We start from the raw sequence: 17,516 nt of genomic DNA, 5'->3' as shown, positions 1-17,516 counted from the left end.
TCCGGTGACGGATGAAGAGAACTCACTCCTGAAGATGAGGAACTGACGAAGGAAAGCCGTGTGCGGGAAATCCGCATGCACGGTTTGACGGGGAGTCCGAGGGAGTAATCCCTCGTCTTACCCTACTTAACAAGACACATGATATCCTTATATTAAGAACATCTTAAGAGTTTTCGTTAAATGGGTATGCTATGCTAATATAGAAAATCCGCAACTGCAGGATCTTTGCGAGTTAGATAGAGGATTAGGAGGGCTTGATATGTTCGGAGGCACCATTCTCCTAGTTGACGATGAAAAGGAAATTGTCGATCTCCTGGAGATTTATTTGAAAAATGAAGGTTTTACTTTATTGAAGGCAAGTAATGGTATTGAGGCCTTGGAGATATTGAATTCTCAGCTCGTCGATTTAATTATTCTGGATGTGATGATGCCACAAATGGACGGTATTGAAGCTTGTATGAAAATCCGGGAAGAAAAGCATATGCCGATTATTATGCTATCAGCCAAGAGCCAGGAAATGGACAAAATAACGGGACTCAGCATTGGTGCAGATGATTATGTGGTCAAACCGTTCAGTCCGCTTGAAATCACAGCTCGTGTCAAATCTCAGCTTAGGAGATATAGGCAGCTTAACGTTTCGTCCATCAAGAACGATAATGAAATCATTATCGATGATCTCGTCATTAATATTGCAACGCACAAAGTGAGCATTGATCACAATGAAGTCAGGCTGACACCACGGGAATTCTCCATCCTGCAGGTGCTCGCAAGAAACCGAGGAATTGTCCTCAGCATGGAGAAAATTTACGAAAATGTCTGGAACGAGCCTTTCTGGGAATCAAACAATACCATCATGGTACATATCCGTAAAATTCGTGAAAAAATAGAAAAAGATCCAAGCAATCCTCAATATATTAAAACCGTGTGGGGAATTGGTTATACGATCGAGTAAGGACGTCAGACTGGGCTGGGAGAGAATGTTATTGAAAAATAAATTTATTTATACGATGCGTTGGAAGTTTATATACGTGTTTGTGCTCAGTATTGTACTCGCGGCTATAACCGTGTTTCTCAGCTATCGAATTCTGCTCGCTTTGATTTATGTGAAACCGTTTACGACTCCTGTTAGATGGGTGGTCAATAACATTGGCTCTACTCCCGTAATGGTTGTCATCGGCGGCTTTTTGTTCCTGTTCTTTTTCTTTATCTTTAGTAGAAAAATCATAGGCTATCTGGAGGAAATTACGCTGGGTCTTCAGGAGATAGCCAAAGGAAACCTCAGCTACGAAATTGTCGCAAGATCGTCGGATGAATTGGGCGTAGTGGTAGATAACATTAACCAGATGACGAGAAAGCTGCGCAAATCGATTGAGGAAGAAAGAATCGCTGAACGAACTAAGAATGAATTAATTACCGGGGTATCTCACGACCTGCGGACACCGCTGACCTCGATATTAGGCTATCTCGAATTGATTGAATCAGACCGATATAAGGATGAGGTAGAGCTTCGGTATTATACGAATATAGCCTACGAAAAAACGAAAAATTTAAAAAAACTAATCGATTACTTATTTGATTATACTTCCCTGCATGGTAATGATCCCGTTCTGAAGAAGACCAAAATTAACATGTACGGTTTTTTAAAACAGCTTGCGGAAGAGTTTATACCGGCTTTAACGAAAGCTGGAATGTCTTACCGTTTGGCTTCAGATGATGAAATGGTGTACATCAATGCCGATGGAAATCAGTTGGTACGCGCTTATGAAAATTTAATTTCCAATGCGATTCGCTACGGTAGGGAAGGTAAATACGTCGATATTCAGATCAGAACAAGCAGTAATGAAGCGATCGTGGAAATTATTAATTATGGAGAAGCCATCCCTCAAATGGACCTGCCTTATATATTCGAAAGATTTTATCGAGCTGAGAAATCAAGATCTTCGCAAACAGGAGGCACCGGGCTCGGCTTGGCCATTGCTAAAAGCATTATTGAAGTGCATGGCGGTCAAATCGCTGTACATAGCAATAGAAGCATGACCGTTTTCGAAACGACGTTTCCACTGCTTACAGGTAATTCTTAATAATTATTAAGAATGACTTAAGCGGTTCATAAGCGGCTGCACAAGAGATCTAAAGATTTGACTAGTATACTCTTGATTATACAAGTGATTAAAAATTTGAAATCGAGGTGTAGGATGTTACGTAATTGGATTTTATTCGCAGCTGTGATCGTCATGTTGGGTATAGGAGGAAGCTGGCTGTACAACAAAGGAATGAAAGAAGATGTCCCGTTGACAGCGGCGCCACAGCACCAGGAGCCCAATAAGGTCGTATCGGTGGACAAGCTTCAGGATCGTTATGACTTGGTTGTTGTTGGTACAGATCCGGAAGGTATTAGTGCAGCCGTCTCTGCGGCGCGCAATGGATTGAAAACCTTATTAATAGAAAGCAGAAATCGTGAAGTATTGGGAGGCTTGATGACGGTAGGCTGGTTGAACAGCATTGATATGAACTGGGTGAAACCCAAATCCAACTTGCCAGGAAACACACAGGCCTACTTGAATCAAGGGATTTTTACCGAATGGTACAAAAAAATAGAAGGCCATTCGTTTGATATCCAGACAGCAGCTAGTGGTTTCAATGGGCTGGTTAGCTCAGAGGAGAACATTGATGTGTTCATGCAATCACAGACGATTGAGCCTATCGTTAAGCAAAATGACAAGTCCCGTGTGGTTAATGGGGTTAAAGTTATAACCAAGGACGGTAAACAGCATCATATAGAGGCCAAAGCTGTGATTGATGCCACTCAGGATGCTGACTTCGCCGCTGCTGCAGGTGTCGAATTTACAATAGGACGCGAAGATTTGGGGGATATTCAATCTGCGATGGCGGTTACGGCCGTGTTTCGTTTGAAAAATATCGATGCAAAGGCGTGGAAACTCATCTCCAAACGGCTTAATGAAGATGGGAACGACGGCACAGGGACCGACAAAATGTCCGCTTGGGGATACGGGACTGAGATGAAATCGTACGTGCCGTTGAACAAGGAACGTGCCATGATGCGCGGACTTAACATTGGCAGGCAAAATGATGATACGATTTTAATTAATGCACTGCATATTTTTGGTATTGATGGATTAAATCCGGCTTCGCACAAGGAAGCATTGGACATTGCCCGTGAGGAAATTCCGAATGTCGTACAATATTTAAATACCTTCCCGGAGTTCAAGAATGCCGAGCTGGATGGAATCGCCTCTGAGCTTTATGTTCGAGAAACCCGGCATATGAAGGGTCTATACCGCTTAAGTATTATTGATTTACTCGAAAATCGGGATCAGTGGGACCGAATAGCCTTCGGTTCCTACCCTGCGGATATCCAGAAAACTTCACCGGAAGATAACGGTGCCATTCCTGTTGATCCCTGGAGATATGCTGTGCCATTCCGCAGTATTGTGCCGCAAACTGTGGACGGATTGCTCGTGGTGGGACGTTCTGCCAGTTATGATACGTTGGCACACGGAAGCGCACGCGTCATTCCGACTGGAATGGCGGAGGGCCAAGCGGCTGGTGTTGCCGTTAAACTTGCCAAGGATAATAACGTTACCTTCCGAGAGTTATCCGAATCGAAACCGTTAATTACAGAAATGCAGAAGCAAATGAACGATCAGGGAATGGATATAAAGCCTTATACATTGAAACAGCCGTCCTTTATGGAGCATAAGGATTATCCTGGTCTTAAAGCAGCCGTATATATGGGGCTTGCTTACGGCTCTTACGGCAACACGGCCTTTGATTTGGACAAGGCGTCTAATGCTCAAAGGATGGTTAATCAGATCAATAATATGAAACGGATCTACGCGGCTAATTTTACGGGTGTTCCTTCTGAAGCATTAAAAGGTGTGACAGAACCAGCTAATGAACCTTTAAGCTTGCAGCAGGCAAGCTTTACGTTAGTGAAAGCACTCGGCTTGAACACAAACTTAGATGGAGCGCAAGCTGAACTTCAATCTAAAGGGATCATCAGCCAAGCTACCGTCGATAGTATCGCGGATAAACAGAATTTAACCAATGGGGATGCTTTTATGCTGCTCAAGGATGCAGTAAGCAGCATAGTTGGTAAGCAGTTCTAGCATGAGGAGCTGCCTCTCCAGTAGTTTTGTAGCTACTGGAGAGGCAGCTCTTTTGCTGTCATCACTCTTTTTACATTGAAAAAGGTCGAGCAGAGGGTTCAATTGCCTCTAGACTCAGCCTTGTGGTTCATCATGGTTGGATGATGAAAGCTCTACATATTCGATAAATCGTTTGGCCGCTGGTGACACATAGTGGTCTTTTCTCCATTTCAGACCAATCTCCCAGTACCAGCCTTCATCCGTAATTGGAATCCAGACGAGCCCGTCCAGCATCAGCCCCAATGTTTTGGGAAGTACGGATACGCCGAGATCTGCCTTAATAAATCCCGCGACTGTGATTAGATCTTCAGCATCGTAAGTTGAGGTTAGCACAAAACCGGTATTTTGAAAACGGGACAAGATGGTGGCCTTCAACCCACAGTTGTTTTTGAGGCCTACGAAGGGCTCTCCTGATAGCTCCGCCAGACTTAATGCAGAATGACCAGCAAAACGGTGCCGAGAAGAGACGACGATGTATAAAGGCATAGTGTGGATGACGATCCATTGATGATTGTCAATAATCGATTCCTTTGAGGTAATCATTAAATCCGATAGTCCTTGTTCCAAATGCTCGTCAATATCTCCGAGATTTCCTTGCGTCAATTCGAAACGAACGTGAGGATGGTTCAATTTTGGTAAGCCTTCACAAGGGTGGGAACCAGATCAACACCCAGAATATTAAGGTAGGAGATGGAGATGACACCTGTATCAGGATTGGACCATTCCTCGATTTCCTGCATACCGTTCTCAATATTGTGCATGGCCTGTTCAATCCATTTCGAGAACATCTGTCCATACCGATTAAGCTTAATATTTCGGCCGTTGCGTTCAAATAAAGGAACGTTTAATTCGTTTTCAAGCTTGGAAATAGCATGGCTTAATGCGGGCTGCGTAATACGGAGTGCTTTGGAAGCCATAGTCATGTGTTGAAGCCGGGCAACCGTCAAAAAATATTCCAATTGGGTAAGTTCCAATAGTCCGCCTCTTCTTTTATATGAATATTATTAATCAATTTCATTATTATTATAAATTGGACGCTATGAAAGGGTCAAGTGTAAACTAACTTTGAAGTTAATTCAATCCGGGTGCATAACCCAAAATTACAGGAGGCTATACAATGAATAAATCATATACAAATCCGTTGAATGAATTTGAAGGCAAAAAGGTACTTGTAACAGGTGGTACAAAAGGAATGGGTCAAGCCGTTGTCAAACGACTATCTACTGCTGGCGCAACCGTCATGACAACCGCGCGATCTTTACCTGCCGATTTGGCAGAACCCCATCTGTTCGTTCAAGCGGATTTGGCAATACCGGATGGTGTCGACAAGGTTATTCAAGGGGTTAAAGAGCGGCTCGGTGGTGTAGATATTGTGGTTCATTGCGTCGGTGGATCCACCACACCACCCGGAGGAGCGCTCGTCCTGACCGACGAAGACTGGCTTCATGCGTTGAATTGGAATCTTCTTGCCGCTGTTAGGCTGGACCGCGGGTTGCTGCCACTGATGGTAGAGAAAGGCTCCGGCGTCATTCTTCATTTCACGTCAATCCAAAGACGAATGCCTCTATATGAAACGACATTGGCTTATGCGGCGGCGAAGGCTGCTCTTGCCAACTACAGCAAAGGTTTGTCCAACGAGTTCTCTCCAAGAGGAATACGTATAAACACACTATCACCAGGTTTTATTCAAACTGAGGCCGCAGATGCGATGATTGATCGAATTGCAACCGCAGCTGGGAGCAGAGAAAGTGCACTGAATCAGTTAATGGACTCACTTGGTGGCATTCCGCTTGGCCGCCCGGGACTTCCGGAAGAAGTTGCCGAGTTGGTGGCATTTCTGATATCCGACCGTGCGTCATCGATTACAGGGAGCGAATATGTTATTGATGGAGGCACGATTCCAACCGTGTAATATCCTACAAATCAACACATATTTTACTGGATTTATAGCAAACTATTCAGAGGAGAAGGCGGCATATGAATGTCGATATACGAACGAATAAGCAGTAGAAGCAGCTTAATAAATTGAAGAAAGGGGGTATACCCTTGGCAGAAAAAAGCATCATGGCTTACTTTCATTCACCAGATGATGCGCACCGACTGCTTCCCAAGCTAAAAGCGCTTGGCACCATTGATGTTCAGGTTGCCAGGATTGGTCAATTCCAGGGTGACGGTGTGAGTGAAACGTTTAATCCATTAACGGGCGGTTTCCCCGGGTTAAGCTTTCTCACGCTGAATAATGAGAGTCCAGGAATTGACGAAGGCATTCTGGCAGCGGCAGACGTTGATGCCAGTGGATTAAGTGCTCCTCGTTCAGAGGATGGGTATTATGATTATAACGGGGTAGGTAATATGGATATTTTGCTTACGGTGGTTATTGAGGAGCAAGCTTATGAACAGGCGCAACGAATTGTCCGCGAGGGTGGGGGCTACTTTTAACCTAACAAAGTGAACAGTTTATCAGAATGATATTAAAAATGCCCTTTACCTAACGGTTGAGGGCATTTTGTTCAGTGATGATAATAAAATTGTAGTCATTTTTTATAAACCGTAAAGCATTTTTGCACGAACATCATCTATAGGTTTACTCACAGGTATATCCAGAAAATATTTCAGCTGCCATGCTTGAGTTTTTAGAGCCTGACGACTTGTAGGATGATCCCAAGGCGGGTAAACCCTTATTCCTCTTTTGCCACCTTTACCTTGACTGGATACGATATCCTGAGCACATAGAACAACTTTTGGAAATACAAAGTGGCCAAATTTATCAACATCACGTGTGCTAATAACAAAGTAATCAACAGGATCTGATATATCATAGGGCTGGGTCGGTCCATTCCCGATTTTCTCCCATATCGTCACGAATTGTCCGATCTTGGTAGGTGTGATTTTGGCCACGCGGAATCTTATGGAAAGAGCATTCAAGTTAAATACATACGCGCCATAGTCAGCATTTTGTGTTTCTTCAAGTGGTTGAGAGCACTCAAACCTGCACGGGTTATATACTAAATCCCTGATCGCAAGCAGATCGCTATGAATCGTGTCGGTGGAATTCCAATTAATAGGATCACTCGTGCCTGCTTTTGAAAAGTCTTGATGTTGTGCTTCCATCTGTTCAAAATCCCCCATACTTGTTTAACTCAAGTTTAGATTAGCGGCTAAGTAATCAACATGTTTGTCTACCTCATTCCAATTGGCAGCACGATATACTAACGGATTTACAACCGATAAATTATAGGGCTGTTCATATAAAATAACGGGCTTATTGACAAGGGCAAACTCCTCTGCATAATGAGGACCGTCATCAATCAATACATCAACCTTGGATTGAATACATGCTTGGAGTTTATTTTCAATCAGTGTGATATGGTGATAATTAATCTTATGGTGCTGAAGCCAGTTAATAGTAACCTCACGATAAAGCATGGGTCGTGCGGTAATAATAGATATTTGATGTTGAGTGTATAGTTTCTGTAATATTTCTAAGGCCATGGGTAGAGGTGATGAATTCCAATGAATATCGTGACCGTATTTATTATAAACGGCATCGCGTTCTTCCTTATCCCACCCATATAAACGGTATAAATAAAAATCATTCACATCTTCAGGCGTTAACGATAATCCAGACGCGATATTATAGTAATGTAAATGAGCTGTAGTTGCATCTAGAATGGTGTTGTCCAAATCGATTCCGATATGCAAGTTTTAACAACCTCCATCTAAAAACCTTGAATTTATAAGTAAACCGATTATACCATTGAAAAGTAATCATGTGCATGCAAGATTGCTAAATTAATTAAATTCGAACTCAAGTTGAGGCGAGCAATGATGGATAGCATCATGTTGTTATAGATTTAGCTTATGGCAGCGTAAAGGAAGGGGGAAATACCCACATTATCCTTAGCGTTTAGATTATTTATTCATTTTGAAACTACAGTTGAAAAATTATTTACTTTCGAGGAGGAAACAAAATGAAATTTCGAAAACCTAATGAAATCGAACAACACCAAAATGATAAATCCGCAAAAAACAGGGTGGGAATTTGCAATCTTGTGCTTGGTAATGTCATTTTCTTTTTCTAAATTGAACAGTAAGTAAGCATCTAAGTATCTTGTTTTCTCCACAAGGAGGGACTTACTTCATATCTTTGCTTAAATAGCCGACTGAAGTAATGGATGCTTTGAAAACCAACGGCATCGCTAATTGCCTGTACGGGCATTTGGGTCGTAGATAAAAAACAGGCTGCTGCATTCAAGCGCAGATCATGCAGGTATTGAAGCGGTGTTCTGCCGGCGATTTTGTGAAATGAACGTATAAAGTAGGAAACGTCTAGGTGAGCATGGGAGGCTAACAGGTTGACGGTCATCGGATTCTGATAGTTGGATTCCATGTAGCGCATGATCTTCTGAATTCGTTGGTTGGCATCTTCGGTATACCGGAAGGCCTCTAAAGATGGGGATATATCCCGAAGCTCGTGAGCCTCTAGAAAACAGGTAATAAGTAGCAGCAGCCGACGAATGTCCAATAGCATGAGGTCTTCGGCAATAGATTGATAGGGGCTCTGAGGGTCATAGCTATCCCACATTCTGGATGCAGTCTGATAAATTGGGACGAATGCAGACAGCTGTGGGTCTTTATTGGACTGCATCCCATTCCATGAAATTGCATGTACAAGACTCGGAAATTGTGTGGAGCCCAACATGTCAAGTTCGATGTATCCAAAACGGCAGACTTCAGATTGCTTGACTAATACATGTGGAGTATTCGGTGGCAGCAGGAAAAGAGCTGGTGCAGCTGACAGGTAGGCTTGGCCCATCCATTGAAGCGTGACCACGCCATCTGAGATGAAGAGAATTTCATGATAGGGATGGATGCCCCCTCCGTTTTCCTTGCTCAGAACCCCTGATAAATCTACCATATCGATTTTGCGCAAATACATGACAGCTCTCCTTGAACATGAGCCCAGTTGATTTCCTCATGGCTCATGATGTAATCTCCTTAAATTTTACCATATTAAAAGCGTCTATGAATCACCTTGGACGCAAAGCGCGATGGGATTCGTATGCGGATTGTACAGAAATTAAGATGAGTGTTCAAATTATTTTAGAGAACCACGAGATCGTATTGAAAATTACAGGCTGGACGGCGGTAGCCAGTTTAAGAAAAGAGATAAAGATTCCTTATGCTTCAATTCAAAACGTACAAACCGGAAATTTTGATTTTCCGTGGGGAGCTGTAAAAAGAGCCGGTATTTCTGTTCCATACGGCTATAAAGCGGGTAATTTCCTGCATAAGGGACAAAAATATTTTTTATCCTTTCACGATTCTACTCAAGTAGTCATGCTCGATTTGAAAGATAGTGAATTTGACAAAGTGGTCCTACAGAGCCAAGCTCCCGAAGAACTGGTAGATCTTATTTCAAAAAATTGTAGTTATTTATGAATCGAAAGGATGGTTTCCTACGATGATTGTCTATGAAAAACAAAATGCTTTTGTCATGATTACTCAACATGATCATGCGCATGTTTCCGGGAAGCTTGCATCCGAATTCAAAAACGATTTTTTTATTAATAAAGCACAACAAGATGAGTTTATTTATGCGGCTTATCAGCACGATAGAGGCTGGATTGATTTAGATTCTGCACCATTTTGGAATGATGCCAAGCATAAGCCTTATTCGTTTCGTGATTTTCCGCTTAAACCAAGGTTTGTATTTTACAAAAAGGGAATTGATGAAATTCAAGAGGTAAGCCATTATTCGGCTTTGTTATGCAGTCTCTTATATACGACTTTATTTGAAAGAATCAAACAAAAGGATGTTCAGGAATATTTAAACATGGAATATGTAAGACAAAAGACACTCAAGAAACTTTTAAATATGGATGACGAGCTATCGTTGCCATTACAAAAGCATTTAAGAGCGCTGCTTATTTGTGATGAACTATCATTATTTTTGTGTATGCAACAACCGGGAACACCAACAGATCAATACGAATGGTTTTCACAGGGCCTCAATTATTCGATCGACTCTACTAATAAATCACAAGTCAGATGGAGAACGAAGGATATCATCGAATTAACCTATTTTCCTTTTCATTCGGACGTTGAAATATTGCTTCCTTATAAAGAAGTCGATAAAGAGGATATTGTAACCTATGGGGTCTTAGAAGCGTACCACAAAACATCTTGGAAGGAATTTAATGTGTTTTACAAAAGCATGGCAGTCTCTCAGGAAGACAGCGGCAGCATGTAACATCGTGTTCCCATGTCTAATTTGTTAAGTGATAAAGAACCCTCCGATTATGGAGAGTTCTTCTTTTAAAATGATTAGTTAACATCCCACTCTGGATTCCAGACGACTTCCCACAAATGACCATCCGGGTCTTGAAAGTAGCCGGAGTATCCTCCCCAAAAAGTGTCATGTGCAGGGACTGTTATTGTAGCACCAGCCTTTTTGATCTCCTCCATCACCGTGTCCACTTCTTCTTTACTGCTCACATTGTGTCCGATAGTAAATTCAGTAGCGCTTGACCCAATTTGAGTAATATTAACGTCATGTGCGAGATCTTTGCGATTCCAGATTGCAAGCTTTAGCCCTGATTCCAAGTCAAAAAAAGCAACAGCCCCATGCTCAAATTCTGTGCCGATAATCCCTTCTGTCGGTAGCCCGAGACCATCGCGATAAAATTTTAATGATCTTTCCAGATCATCTACACCCAGTGTAAGTACCGTAATACGTGGTTTCAAAATAATGCCTCCCTGTTCGTTTACTTCACAGCTCACTTTCTTATATTAATCGACTTTAAGCACTAAGGATTGTAAAAATCGGACATGTTTCCAAATTCTCTGGCCGCAACAAGCGGTGATTCACCGTAAAAGCGTTTGAAATCTCGAATCATATGCGCTTGATCGAAATACCCGTGGTTCAAGGCAAGCGAAGCTCCGTCTATCTTTCCCAGGCTCTGTATGTCATCAATAATTGCTTGAAACCGTACTACATCACAAAATCTCTTTGGACTGGCTCCGATCCATTGATAAAAGATGCGGTTCATTTGCCGTGTACTAATCACTTCTTTGTTGGCTAATTCCTGTACACTCGTTTTTCCTTCGGTTACAAAGATGTGATGAAGCAGATTATGGATAAGGCTGTCGTTCATGGATTTATGGGTACGCATACAAGAGAGCAGGTATTGTTCCATGATCTGAACCCTTTTATAGGAAGATGGTTCTTCGAACACCCTGTATCCGATTTCATTATGCATCCCGGGCCAAACCAAGTCTACATCCACTAGAGAATTAGCAAATTCATGCAGTGGAACGCCTAACAATGCATGGGCCCCACCTGGAAAAAATCGTACACCGAACTTTCGAACGGGATGCTGCTGATCATAGGTAACTGTAAAGGACCCCTCAAAAAATCCCGAATACCGAGCTCTGAATTGATTAAGCTTAAGATCGTGCTCAAATATAATATCATTGCAGCCATCCGGCAGAACCCTGTCGACTGCTGCTTCATGGTACATATTAAATGAAAGATGACAATCCTGATCTTGCATTAACGGTTCGGACACCCAGTAACAGGATACATAAGGAGCTAGCAGCAGGGAAGGCGGAATTTCCATATATCGGTTGGTTGCCACTCTGCCGCTTGCTTGTTTTGGCCGAAAAAGTGTATGCAATTGAACTTGCACTCAACGTCCCCCCATCTGAGCAGTATGATCTAATGATATCACATTTAACCATCCCCGCATCCGATTGTGGAGCAGGGAGGGGTGGCGACGGATACACGGTCTCCTCCTATTTACAGCTCCAAGAATGTATGGTAAATTTAATTTAGTTTCACAATACGATATATTGTTTCATTAAATGAAACTAATGCAATTCAGAAGCTCTGATCTGTAAATTAGGAGGAAACGACGATGGAAGATTCGATTAAAGATCAAGTGCAGAAGCAATTTGCTAAAAACGCCAGTAAATATGTCACAAGTAATCGTCATGCCAAAGGCGAAGATTTGTCGCTGCTCGTCTCATTATCCAAAGCCGATACGAATATGGATGTGCTTGACATTGCGACGGGTGGCGGGCACGTAGCCAACGCTCTTGCCCCTTTGGTTCATCGTGTGACAGCCTATGACTTGACCGAAGAAATGTTAACGAACGCCTCCGAATTTATCCGTGGGAACGGTCATTCTAACGTCGAATTTGTTAAGGGAGATGCGGAGCAGCTTCCTTTTCTTGACGCTTCCTTCGAGCTCGTTACGTGCAGGATTGCGGCGCATCATTTTCCAAATATCCCTGCTTTCGCTGAAGAAGCGTTCCGAGTCGTCAAGCCGGGTGGCAAGCTGCTGCTAATTGACAATGTAGCTCCCCAACTAGATCAATACGATCAATTTTACAATGAGATAGAAAAGCAAAGAGACCCCAGCCATGTTCGGGTGTGGAAAAAGTCAGAATGGATCAATCTGCTGGAAACCATAGGCTTCCGCATAGAGATGCTCGTTTGTTTCCCCAAACCTTTCCAGTTTCAAGACTGGTGCGAACGATCCGGGCTTCCAGAAGAGGAAATAGCTTCGTTAGAGGCAAAGATGCTGCAAGTTCCGCAGGATTTCCAGGAGTTCTTTTCCATTCAAATCGATGAATCAGGCGGGCTATCGAGTTTTGCAGGTGAAGCCGTTTATTTTCAAGCAATTCGTCCATTGTAAATATGGGAATATATGTTGTTTCAGCTAAAGCCAGCATCGATTTGTGATCCCACAGGATCTCAACAGTCTGGGCCTCCAATGTGAGGCTCTTTTTTTATGTAGGGTATATACCAAGGTACTTGCCATTTTGTTAAGATAAGGAAAGGCAAGGCCGATCGGATCACTGGCTACACTATTGATTACATTGACTGGCCTCTACTTGTAGCTGAAGTTGATATCATAAAAAAATGAGGATGGGGATAGGACACATGGAAAAGAAACTTGTTTATTTTTTATGCACAGGAAATTCTTGTAGAAGCCAGATTGCTGATGGATTTTTAAACAAATTAGGCGGTGAGCAATATAATGTCCAAAGTGCCGGTCTGGAAGCTCATGGACTTAATCCGCGGGCTGTTCAGGTCATGAATGAAGTAGGTATGGACATCAGCGGCAACACTTCGAACGTCATTGACCCTGAACTATTAAACCGTGCAGATTATGTGATTACCTTGTGTGGGCATGCAGACGAGCATTGTCCCGTGATTTCCAATACTCATGTAGTGAAATGGCATTGGGGCTTTGATGATCCTGCCAAAGCGACAGGTACAGAAGAAGAAATCATGGATAAATTCCGTGAAGTTCGGGATGCGATCAAATCACGAATCGAGACGTTTATAGCTGAAGGAAAATAAGAGTAATAGAAAAGTAAGTTTTGCCGAAAAAAAGCTAGAACCCTCTATCATCATGGAGGGTTCTATTTTGTTCAGGATATGAGATTTAATAAGTGGGCACCTGTGAGCGGAATGCATGCTCCAGTTTTCTCCAGAATAGGTGTTGAGCAGGACCAATCAGCTTTTTCTTATGCTTCACAGCGTAAATATATCGTTTGGGCATCCAGAATGGGATCGGTTTTACGACTAGACTACCTTCCTGTTCTTCTGCTTTAACGGATGTTTCTGAAACCATTCCATAACCGATTCCATGACGTACTGCCGCTTTTAATGCCTCTGAGCTGGACACCTCCATGACAATATCCAATACGATGTCTTGCTGCTGCACCCAATCATCTACGAGCTTCCTGCTAATCGATCCTTCCTCGTGAGATACGAAGGGATAATCAGTAAGTTGATCAGGTATAATTTCCTCCACAAGTGCAAGAGGGTGAGCGGCAGCGAGGATAATGACCAGATCGTCCTTGACTAAAGGCTCGCTGATCAGATCGGGATCCTCCATATGTGTGTGCGAAATGATACCTATATCGATTTCAAAGTTTTTCAGCTGCTCTAGAATGAAAGGTGCCGGCCTTACATCAAGAAACAAGCTGAGATCGGGATAAGTGTGTCGCCATTCGCGCAGCAGCGGGGGAATCATATAAGTAGCAGGCGTATGTGTGCTGCCGATGGATAACCGCCCGGCCTTCATTCCTTTATGTTCATCCATCAGACTATGTATTTCCACAGAGAGGGCATTTACCTGTAAAGCATAATGATATAGATCTTTACCTGCTTCGGTCAGCTTGATAACATGGTAAGATTTGGTTTTGAACAAAGACACTCCCAGATCCTCCTGCAATTTATTCAAATGAAAAGTAACAGTAGGCTGTGTAATTTGCAGCTTCTCAGCTACTAAGTACAGTTTTTGCAAATCGACAGCGAGCACGAATACTTTCAATTGCTGCAAATTCATTGATTAACCTCTTTTCTTATACAAACTATCATTCATATTATCTATTTTATCAAAAATATCATTAATATTATTTAATTTTGTGTTAACACGCAGCTAACCCTCTGATGAATATGGTCACTTACACTTAAGTAACAGGGTCCAAGACGGATACCTGAAACGAGGGAGGTTCATATGAACAGGAAATGGATGCGAATGGCTCTGGGTATGAGTATAGCTGTCGGAATGCTGTTAACAGGCTGTGGAACGGATGGTTCGTCGTCTCTTGCAGGCAAAGGAGCGGAAGTCTCAACTCAGAGTGAGCCTAAGCCGGCTGAGGACACTGGCAAAACGATTTACTTGTACGGTAATGACTTTGTCGACCTGGTAGCACCTAAATTTACGAGTGAAACGGGATTTAAAATGGAAGCCGTTCATTATGGCGGTGGAGAAGCTTTGGCGAAAATTGAGGCGGAGCAAGGCAATCCGCAGTGGGACGTACTGATGATGGATGGACATGGATCGGTTCGCAGCCTGGCTGATCGTGACTTTCTAATGAAGGGCTGGAAGCCTGCCAATCTGTCTAAGCTAAGCGAGTATGGCGCTTCACTCGTGCCGAAGGATTACGCTTATTATCCGGTAGGCATTCATGCGGCGGCGGTCATTGCCTACAACACGAAGCTGGTACCAGCAGATAAAGCCCCCAAAACCTGGGAGCAATTTTTTGCCTATTCAGGTCCAGTTGGACATGCCGATCCTGCGGTGGCAGCACCTGCCTACCCTTTAGTTTCTGCCTTCTTCCAGAAGTGGGGAGTGGAGGAAACGAAAAAGAAGTACAAGCAGCGGTTTGAAGCTGGCATGCGGGTTTATCCCAAAAATGGACCGGTCGGTAAAGCTTTGGTAAGCGGTGAGATTCATGTGGCTGCGCTGCAGGAGCACAATGCCTATGAATTAAAGCTGGCGGGCGAACCTGTAGAAGTGATCTGGCCGGATGAAGGTGCACCCGGAAGTCTCCGCGTTATCGCCATAAGTAAAAAAACAAAAAATCCGGCGGCGGCTCAAGCCTTCGTCGAATATATGATGAAGCCGGAAACGCAAGCGATGTTAACGTCACTGCCTTCAACAGAAAGCTTGTTCACTCCATTGGCTCAGGGTGTGCAGATGCGCAAGGAACGCAGACAGGACGGCAGCTTTCTGCTGCCACCAGCGGAATGGGCAGCTCAACAGGAAGCACCGATAAAAACCTGGTTTGCTGATCAGAATGTTAAATAAGGGGAAATGGAAATGATTTCATCTGAGGCTCGCTGGGGAGGAGGGATTACCCTTCTTCTGTTCATTCTGATTTTTTTACCGCTCGTTGCCGTCTTGGCGAATGTCGTGATCCCTGGGCTTTTCTTCGGTCGAGTGGAGTTCCAGGGCTTGAATCTGCTGGTCGATATCTTCATACGTCCGTTATGGCGCCAATCGCTATGGAACTCTGTATCGTTGGCTTTTGGAGTAGCAACGCTTGGTACTGTTCTTGGTGGCGCTCTTGCGATGATACGGGCGCAGTGGGACTTTGCAGTCGGTCGATTGCTGGATGTAACGGCCTGGGCGTTGTTGATTGTTCCTTCCTTTATGCTGGCTCAAGGCTGGGTGCTGTTTGCCAGCCGGGACGGCCTGATGAATCAATGGCTGGGGTGGGAGTGGCTGCCAACCGCCGTTTTCCAGCCATCAGGTCTGGTTGTGGTAATGGCGCTTAGCAAATTTCCATTGGCCTATTTGGCTATTGTCGCAGCGATGGAATGGAACGTCAAACAATTCGGACAGGCTGCCCAGCTGTGTGGGGCAGGACCGTTCACCGTATGGAGGACGGTACAGCTGCCGCTGCTGGCGCCCTCCTTCATAGCAGGCTGGACGCTTGTATTTATGGACACCGTCGGCGATTTCGGGCTGCCTGCTGCTTTATCTACGGTATACAAATTTCCGACGCTGACGTATTCGATATATTCAGCAATCTATCAATCACCTGTGCGTTTTGATATGGCTGGTGTACTAGCCTTTTACCTGGTGTTGATCCTGACCGTGGCCATGGCCCTGCTGATGCTGGCGATGCGGCGCTCACGGTTTGACTTCTTGAATGCCCGGGCAATCAAGACCATAAAGCGCAAGCCACGTCATGCCTGGGTGCTCAATGCGATAGTAGGGGTTTTTCTGCTCATTTGTTTGGGGATTCCGATCGGGACTAGTACGTTATTCTCTTTCATGAGGCATGCGGGAGAAGGATTGTCCATTGGGAATTTGACAATGGAGCACTACTTTTCACTATTCGGGCACAATGGAGGGGACCATCGATTACTAGGCTACAAAGAAGGCTTGCTGCATTCTCTCCTCATAGCGGCGATTGCGGCGGTGCTTAGTATGATCATCGGTTTTGTAGTTGCTTATGTGCTTGCATTCACAGAATCCCGATTTAAGTCTGCCATACAGCTGTTTTCCATTGTATCGCTGGCTGTACCGGGTGTTGTCCTTGGTATTGGGTATATTTTCATCTGGAATCAAAAGTGGCTGGAGCCCATAGGCCTGCATCTGTATGGCTCACCGTCTCTATTGGTGCTATCAGCTGTTGCCGGCTCGATTCCTTATGCAGTAAGGATGCAGCTGGGAGCGTTCGCATCCGTGTCTGGCTCTATGCTCAAAGCTGCGGCTATTCAGGGAGCGGGGGTGTTCGACCGCATGATACAGATCGTAATGCCGCTCGTTCGACAATCGCTGCTGATCGCGACTCTGACAGCCTTTGGGACAAGTATTTTCGATCTGGCGCTCGCGTCTATGCTGCAGCCGCCCAATTATGTGCTGATGCCGCTGGTCATTGATCGGGCCTTTGAATTTGGCCGCTATGGCTATGCAACGGCTGCAACTGTCGTTAGTGGAGGGATGGTTGTGCTGCTGATTGTGGTACTGCAGGCAACTGGCAACTGGATATTTCGCCGAATCGACGGCGACCGTCGATAATGGGTAGTTG

19 protein-coding genes are annotated in these 17,516 nt (G+C 44.0%); 11 read left to right on the top strand and 8 right to left on the bottom strand.

All coding sequences use genetic code 11. From position 1 onward, the window contains the following. Positions 1–259 precede the first annotated feature (259 nt). From LRL21_RS36765 to LRL21_RS36755, 3 genes are all read left to right on the top strand, one after another. Entirely contained in the window at positions 260–952 is a 693-nt protein-coding gene (locus LRL21_RS36765) for a response regulator transcription factor (protein ID WP_240420775.1), read from the top strand. A 31-nt stretch (positions 953–983) separates the two neighbouring features. Then, a complete protein-coding gene (locus LRL21_RS36760) occupies positions 984–2,081 on the top strand; it encodes a sensor histidine kinase (protein ID WP_420832530.1) in 1,098 nt (365 codons plus the stop codon). Between the two features lie 114 nt (positions 2,082–2,195). Beyond that, positions 2,196–4,130, top strand: a complete 1,935-nt coding sequence (locus tag LRL21_RS36755; protein WP_240420773.1) for an FAD-dependent oxidoreductase — start codon at positions 2,196–2,198, stop codon at positions 4,128–4,130. A 114-nt stretch (positions 4,131–4,244) separates the two neighbouring features. Here LRL21_RS36755 and LRL21_RS36750 read toward each other — a convergent pair whose 3' ends face one another. After that, positions 4,245–4,799 (bottom strand): LysR substrate-binding domain-containing protein, encoded by a 555-nt coding sequence (locus tag LRL21_RS36750; protein WP_240420772.1) that lies wholly within the window; start codon positions 4,797–4,799, stop codon positions 4,245–4,247. Further along, positions 4,796–5,143: a LysR family transcriptional regulator gene (locus LRL21_RS36745; protein ID WP_240420771.1), complete on the bottom strand. Its 348-nt coding sequence runs from the start codon at positions 5,141–5,143 to the stop codon at positions 4,796–4,798. The genes LRL21_RS36750 and LRL21_RS36745 overlap by 4 nt, the downstream gene beginning before the upstream one ends. A gap of 143 nt (positions 5,144–5,286) precedes the next feature. Between LRL21_RS36745 and LRL21_RS36740 the strand changes: the two genes are divergently transcribed. Both LRL21_RS36740 and LRL21_RS36735 read left to right on the top strand, forming a co-directional pair. Next, positions 5,287–6,081: an SDR family oxidoreductase gene (locus LRL21_RS36740; protein ID WP_240420770.1), complete on the top strand. Its 795-nt coding sequence runs from the start codon at positions 5,287–5,289 to the stop codon at positions 6,079–6,081. A gap of 134 nt (positions 6,082–6,215) precedes the next feature. After that, positions 6,216–6,608 (top strand): hypothetical protein, encoded by a 393-nt coding sequence (locus LRL21_RS36735; protein ID WP_240420769.1) that lies wholly within the window; start codon positions 6,216–6,218, stop codon positions 6,606–6,608. Between the two features lie 102 nt (positions 6,609–6,710). On the opposite strand, the gene LRL21_RS36730 is transcribed toward LRL21_RS36735, so the two are convergent. From LRL21_RS36730 to LRL21_RS36720, 3 genes are all read right to left on the bottom strand, one after another. Further along, positions 6,711–7,280: a MepB family protein gene (locus LRL21_RS36730; protein ID WP_240420768.1), complete on the bottom strand. Its 570-nt coding sequence runs from the start codon at positions 7,278–7,280 to the stop codon at positions 6,711–6,713. Positions 7,281–7,304: 24 nt separating this feature from the next. Beyond that, positions 7,305–7,871 carry a 5' nucleotidase, NT5C type gene (locus LRL21_RS36725; protein WP_240420767.1) on the bottom strand — a complete coding sequence of 189 codons (567 nt, stop codon included), beginning with the start codon at positions 7,869–7,871 and terminating at the stop codon, positions 7,305–7,307. Between the two features lie 400 nt (positions 7,872–8,271). Continuing rightward, positions 8,272–9,108: an AraC family transcriptional regulator gene (locus tag LRL21_RS36720; RefSeq protein ID WP_240420766.1), complete on the bottom strand. Its 837-nt coding sequence runs from the start codon at positions 9,106–9,108 to the stop codon at positions 8,272–8,274. A 17-nt stretch (positions 9,109–9,125) separates the two neighbouring features. On the opposite strand from LRL21_RS36720, the gene LRL21_RS36715 reads away from it, so the two are divergent. Continuing rightward, positions 9,126–9,611 carry a hypothetical protein gene (locus tag LRL21_RS36715; protein ID WP_240420765.1) on the top strand — a complete coding sequence of 162 codons (486 nt, stop codon included), beginning with the start codon at positions 9,126–9,128 and terminating at the stop codon, positions 9,609–9,611. Positions 9,612–9,633: 22 nt separating this feature from the next. Next, positions 9,634–10,422: a DUF3891 family protein gene (locus LRL21_RS36710; protein WP_240420764.1), complete on the top strand. Its 789-nt coding sequence runs from the start codon at positions 9,634–9,636 to the stop codon at positions 10,420–10,422. Positions 10,423–10,496: 74 nt separating this feature from the next. Here the strand turns inward: LRL21_RS36710 and LRL21_RS36705 are convergent, their stop codons facing one another. Both LRL21_RS36705 and LRL21_RS46480 read right to left on the bottom strand, forming a co-directional pair. Further along, positions 10,497–10,916 (bottom strand): VOC family protein, encoded by a 420-nt coding sequence (locus LRL21_RS36705; RefSeq protein WP_240420763.1) that lies wholly within the window; start codon positions 10,914–10,916, stop codon positions 10,497–10,499. A gap of 62 nt (positions 10,917–10,978) precedes the next feature. After that, the gene (locus tag LRL21_RS46480; RefSeq protein WP_240420762.1) at positions 10,979–11,860 is read right to left on the bottom strand and encodes an AraC family transcriptional regulator; all 882 of its coding nucleotides are present in this window, start codon (positions 11,858–11,860) and stop codon (positions 10,979–10,981) included. A gap of 228 nt (positions 11,861–12,088) precedes the next feature. On the opposite strand from LRL21_RS46480, the gene LRL21_RS36695 reads away from it, so the two are divergent. Next, on the top strand, positions 12,089–12,871 hold the full coding sequence (locus LRL21_RS36695; RefSeq protein WP_240420761.1) for a class I SAM-dependent methyltransferase: 783 nt from the start codon (positions 12,089–12,091) through the stop codon (positions 12,869–12,871). A gap of 248 nt (positions 12,872–13,119) precedes the next feature. Next, positions 13,120–13,542 (top strand): arsenate reductase (thioredoxin), encoded by a 423-nt coding sequence (arsC, locus tag LRL21_RS36690; protein ID WP_240420760.1) that lies wholly within the window; start codon positions 13,120–13,122, stop codon positions 13,540–13,542. 85 nt (positions 13,543–13,627) lie between these two features. On the opposite strand, the gene LRL21_RS36685 is transcribed toward arsC, so the two are convergent. After that, positions 13,628–14,536, bottom strand: coding sequence for a LysR family transcriptional regulator (locus LRL21_RS36685; RefSeq protein WP_240420759.1), 909 nt, complete (start codon positions 14,534–14,536; stop codon positions 13,628–13,630). 171 nt (positions 14,537–14,707) lie between these two features. On the opposite strand from LRL21_RS36685, the gene LRL21_RS36680 reads away from it, so the two are divergent. Next, positions 14,708–15,784 (top strand): ABC transporter substrate-binding protein, encoded by a 1,077-nt coding sequence (locus tag LRL21_RS36680; RefSeq protein ID WP_240420758.1) that lies wholly within the window; start codon positions 14,708–14,710, stop codon positions 15,782–15,784. A 12-nt stretch (positions 15,785–15,796) separates the two neighbouring features. Then, the gene (locus LRL21_RS36675; RefSeq protein WP_240420757.1) at positions 15,797–17,506 is read left to right on the top strand and encodes an ABC transporter permease; all 1,710 of its coding nucleotides are present in this window, start codon (positions 15,797–15,799) and stop codon (positions 17,504–17,506) included. Positions 17,507–17,516: the final 10 nt, after the last annotated feature.

This window comes from Paenibacillus periandrae (assembly GCF_022458865.1).
GTDB classification, from domain to species: domain Bacteria; phylum Bacillota; class Bacilli; order Paenibacillales; family NBRC-103111; genus Paenibacillus_S; species Paenibacillus_S periandrae.
This window is presented reverse-complemented; position numbering and strand designations above follow the sequence as displayed.